4 protein-coding genes are annotated in these 5,005 nt (G+C 40.8%); all 4 read left to right on the forward strand.

The features are described 5' to 3' along the window. The first annotated feature begins 113 nt into the window (after window positions 1-113). Window positions 114-356, forward strand: a complete 243-nt coding sequence (locus QZ938_RS33205; protein ID WP_366863403.1) for a helix-turn-helix transcriptional regulator — start codon at window positions 114-116, stop codon at window positions 354-356. Between the two features lie 198 nt (window positions 357-554). Further along, the gene (locus tag QZ938_RS32710) at window positions 555-1,145 is read left to right on the forward strand and encodes a hypothetical protein (protein ID WP_293349401.1); all 591 of its coding nucleotides are present in this window, start codon (window positions 555-557) and stop codon (window positions 1,143-1,145) included. Window positions 1,146-1,354: 209 nt separating this feature from the next. Next, window positions 1,355-2,413 carry a trypsin-like peptidase domain-containing protein gene (locus QZ938_RS32715; RefSeq protein ID WP_293349398.1) on the forward strand — a complete coding sequence of 353 codons (1,059 nt, stop codon included), beginning with the start codon at window positions 1,355-1,357 and terminating at the stop codon, window positions 2,411-2,413. 32 nt (window positions 2,414-2,445) lie between these two features. Next, a partial coding sequence (locus QZ938_RS32720; RefSeq protein WP_293365685.1) for a WD40 repeat domain-containing protein occupies window positions 2,446-5,005 on the forward strand: 2,560 nt, incomplete at its 3' end.

Consider the following 5,005-nt stretch of genomic DNA (forward strand, 5'->3'; position numbering starts at 1 on the left):
CCGAATTTCTCAACTTGGAGTTATTCCCTCTCTGTCCACTATTATTCGCTCCAAATCTGCTCTTTATCCCTTGGGATTGTCTTGGCAGCCAGATTAACTGCTACCCCTACTTATTGAGCCGATACCAACTTAGTCCTTATTATTTTAGTCGAATATTTAAACAAACGACAGGAAAAACTCCTCATCATTACGTGACATCATGTAGAATTGAAAAAGCCAAAAAGTTGTTAAAAACACCAGGTTTATCAATTGCATATATTTCCCAAACAGTGGGGTTCCACGACCAAATTCACTTTAGCAATACTTTTCGCAAAATTGTCGGCTTGACTCCTAAGAAATATCGGGATTCACTTTGATATTAGCTACCGAATTTGACAAAATTTGTTGGAATTATATCGATCGAACTTATTAACATTGTTACAATTATTCACATAATTGGGATAAATTCGCAAGAAAATTATATTTTTCACGATTTTTCCGCAAGAATTTACAATACAGCAGAGCTGGTACTTCCGTAAACTTAGTGACACAACATTAACCCACGAATACCAGCAATGAATTCTCCAAATAAACAAGCATCTTACGGTCAAATTCCCTTAAGTTTTATTGCAAATGCTGGACAAACTGACTCTAATGTGAAATTCCAGGTAAAAGGTGCCGGCCACAGTATCTATTTCACTCCCAACGAAATCACCTTTACCGCTTTCCAAAAACCAACTGAACCGGGAAATGCAGGAACAAATTCTGCAATTGTCCGCAGCAGCTTAGCCAACAGCAACCCAAATCCCACAATTTCCGGGTTGGAACAATTGCCAGGATTTGCTAACTTTATTTTAGGCGAAGATTCGAGTCAATTGCACACTGACGTGCCTACTTTTAACGGCGTCGTTTATCACAACGTCTATCAAGGAATCGATCGCGTTTTCCAAGGCACGGAAGGACAACTGAAAAGCGAGTTTTTGGTTGCACCTTTTGCCGATCCGAGTCAAATTAAGATGAATTATACTGGTGTTAATAACATCCGGTTGCGTGATGACTGTTACTGTTTCAGGGAAATAGAGGTATTAGGCAGACCCACTGTCCGTAATATCCACGGAAAATTGGAAAATTACTTGCCAGTTGTCCGTCTATCTGGTAAGGTATAATAAATCTATAGAAAAAGTCATTCTAATTAATAGTTCTACTGATTCGATCGCGGGTTGAGGCAGTCGTTTGGGATTTTTTGCTAAGCACTATGGGTATTCTTTATTTTAGTAACTTCCTAGACCTAAGAATTACTTAGTCCTCTAATTGATCCAAAGGGGTAGTTATTCAAAAATACTAGATAAATAGGTTGGTATTGGAGCCGTGTAAAATGATCCATTGGGATATAGAAGATAAAAAACAGCTCATCACTCTGCTTAAGGACTTACCAGATTTAAGAACGGAACGATCGCGCCTACAAATCCTGGAATTAGCAGGTTTGAAGCAATTGGTACCGATGATTGACCTTTCGGGTTCATCCTTTGTAGCTGTTAGTGAAATTGTTAGTTATCTATCTGAATATGGGCGGTTAACCCGCGACCATGAAGTATTAGGATTATTTCTCAATACTCTCAAGGGTTTTGTAGGTATTCAGCAGCAAGAATTTATCGATCGATTGCTAACAAAATATGACATGATGACCCCGATCGCTGCCATCCCTAATATCGGTCGGTGGCGAGGTGGGGAAACGACGGCAGATGTTTTAGAAAAGATTATTGGGGAAAATACGCTACGTCCCATTGCTTTTTTACAGCAAGGACTAGACGTGTCCCGCTCGATTGCTTATATAGCCGTTCAATCTGCTCATGAGCGTTGGTCGGGTACAGGTTTTTTAGTAACTGAAAATTTATTACTAACAAATAATCACGTTTTACCAAGTTCTGATTTGTTACCAAATTCTATATTCCGTTTTAATTATGAAGATGATTTTCGGGGACGTGCTCAGCCCGCTGATGAATATTCTTCAAAGCCTAATGGAGTGTTTCACACAAACCGTGAGTTAGATTATACTTTGGTGCAACTAGATGGCAACCCCGGACAGAAATGGGGATGGTTGCCTTTGTTACTAAGCAACATCACTCGCGGGGAGCGAGTGAATATTATCCAACATCCCGCAGGGCGAGCTAAAGAAATTTCCTTTCAAAATAATTTCGTTCAGTATATTGGAGGGAACGTTGTGCAATATATCACCTCTACGTTGAATGGTTCTTCTGGATCGCCCGTATTTAACGATGGGTGGGAGGTGGTTGCGCTTCATCATGCGGGTGGTCATATTCCTGAACCAACGACCCAACAGCGTTACTTTAGAAACGAAGGCATACTGATAGAGAAAATTCTGTTTGATTTGCCTCCAAAAATCAGGGAAATGTTGAATGCAGAAACTAATTAGAAGCCCAAAATATCAAAACGACTAGGAAAACAATGTCCTTGAAATCCGAACTGTTACTTTTTTTGTCGCAGCGAGTACCGAATACACAAACAGTTCCTCAGCGGAAAGCGTTACTAACCGCTCTGGGGTTCGATCGGTTGAGTCGCCGAATAAATTTGGGGGAAGGAAATAGTTTAGTCTTTTTTAACGAATTACTAGAATTGTTATATTCTGAAGGAAAGGTGAGCCTAGAGAATTTTTTGAGGCAGCTTGCAGATCGCAATTTGAGTCTTGTTGGTCTGGAGGATAGCCGGAGACTTATTGTATGTGCCGACCGTGTTGGTGCTTTAACCTCTAATGGGTGGAACCGAGAATTGGGGGTAGTTTCTGATGATGATGGGCAAGTAATCAATCCGATTTCTAAGCCTCAAGCCGATCGCCCTGTGAGCGATGAATGTCCCTATAAAGGCTTATTTGCTTTTCAGCGAGAGGATGCAAAGTTTTTCTTTGGACGTGAAAGATTTACGGCAACATTGATAGAGTCAGTAACAAGTCAGCCATTCTTGGCAATTATTGGTAATTCGGGAATGGGGAAGTCCTCAGTAGTTTTTGCTGGCGTAGTTCCTGAATTAGAAAAGTTAGGAAACTGGCAATTTTTGACTTTTAGACCTAAAAACAATCCCTTTATACAACTTGCTGAAGGATTAGTAGGCTTTTTGCATCCTGCCCTGACTGATAAGGATGAACCGCAGTTTATTCAAGAACAAGGAAAATATGCGGAAAGCTTAAAAAATAAAGAATTAGAATTAACAGATATTTTAGATGGTGCCTTAGCGAACAATCATCATCCTCATCGGCGCTTATTGATTGTTGTTGACCAGTTTGAAGAACTTTATACTCTATGCTCACTAGATTATCGCAATTTATTTATCGATATTTTATTGAGACTGATTGATTCAGAGAAAGACAAGGAAAATCCTGATGTGGTGATTGTCGTTACTCTGAGAGTAGATTTTTATGGGTTTGCCCTCGATTATCAGCCTTTAGCGGAACTTTTACAGAAATGGAAGCCGGAAACTTTGATTGGCATGAGTCGAGAGGAGTTAGCGTTAGCTATTGAAAAACCAGCAGAGGTAGTGGGATTAAAAATTCAAGATGGATTGACGAAAATTATTTTGGATGAGGTGATCGACAATCCCGGTGAGTTGCCCTTGCTGGAATTTGCTTTAGGAGAACTCTGGAAGCAGCGCAAGGATCGTCAGTTAACTATTGAGGCTTACCACCAGATTGGTGGCATTGAGAAGGCTCTAGTTAATTATGCTGAATCAGTTTATAAAAAGTTTGAGGGAAAACAGCCGCAAATCAAGCATATTTTCACTCAACTCGTTCGATTTGGAGAGCAAACAGAAAATACTCGTCGTTTAGCTACCTATGAGCAAATTGGTCAAGCTAATTGGAAATTAGTAACTCAACTAGCGGATAATCGCTTAGTTGTCACGGGACAAAATACACGCCAGCAGACGGCTGAAGTTGTCCATGAGGCTTTAATTCGAGGTTGGGAACGCTTGCAGCAATGGATGGTGGAGGATCGGGATTTTCGCCAGTGGCAAGATCGGCTGCGGTTTGGGATAAAAACTTGGGAGGAAACAGGGAGAAGTGACAGTGCTTTGCTGAGGGGCGCTCTATTGGTAGAGGCTGAAGACTGGCTAAAGGAAAAGCCTGAAGGCATTACTGACGCACAAGAGATTGAATTTATTAAGGCTAGTCGTCTATTTCAAGAACAAGAGGACATCGAAAGAATTAAAGAGCTATTGAATTTATCTCAAAAGGAATTACAGCTAAAGCAACAATTAAGTTCTTTAATGATTGCTGTTAAAGCAGGTATCAAGTTACGCAATATTCAGGAGCCTTCCGAGGAGTTAAAAAGAAATGTTGTTGAAAGATTACAGCAAGCAAGCTATGAAATTAGCGAACAGAATCAACTTGAGCATACTAGAGAAGTAAATGATGTTGATTTCAGTCCAGATGGTTCAATGATTGTCTCAGTCAGTGATGACCGGACTGTTAAACTTTGGAACTCAGATGGAAAACTTTTTAGGATTCTTGAAGGACATACTGGTGATGTATTGAGAGTAAGTTTTAGCCATGATGGTCAAAGGATTGCTTCTACCAGTGGTGACAGAACAGTGAGATTATGGAGTGTTGAGGGGGATCTGTTGCGAACCCTAGAAGGACATAGCGATCGGGTCTATGGAGTTAGTTTTAGTCCTGACGGTCAAAGGATTGCTTCTGCGAGTTTTGACAAAACAGTAAGACTGTGGAGTGTTGAAGGGGAACAGTTGCGAATCCTGGAAGGACATAGCGATTGGGTCTATGGAGTTAGTTTTAGTCCTGATGGTCAAAGGATTGCTTCTGCTAGCAGTGACAGAACAGTAAGACTGTGGAGTGTTGAAGGGGAACAGTTGCGAACCCTAGAAGGACATAGCGATCGAGTCTATGGAGTCAGTTTTAGTCCTGATGGTCGAAGGATTGCTTCTGCAAATTTTGACAAAACAGTGAGACTATGGAGTGCTGAGGGGAAGCTGTTGCGAACCCTAGAAGGACATAGCAATT

This window comes from Microcoleus sp. CAWBG27 (assembly GCF_020883145.1).
GTDB lineage: Bacteria > Cyanobacteriota > Cyanobacteriia > Cyanobacteriales > Microcoleaceae > Microcoleus.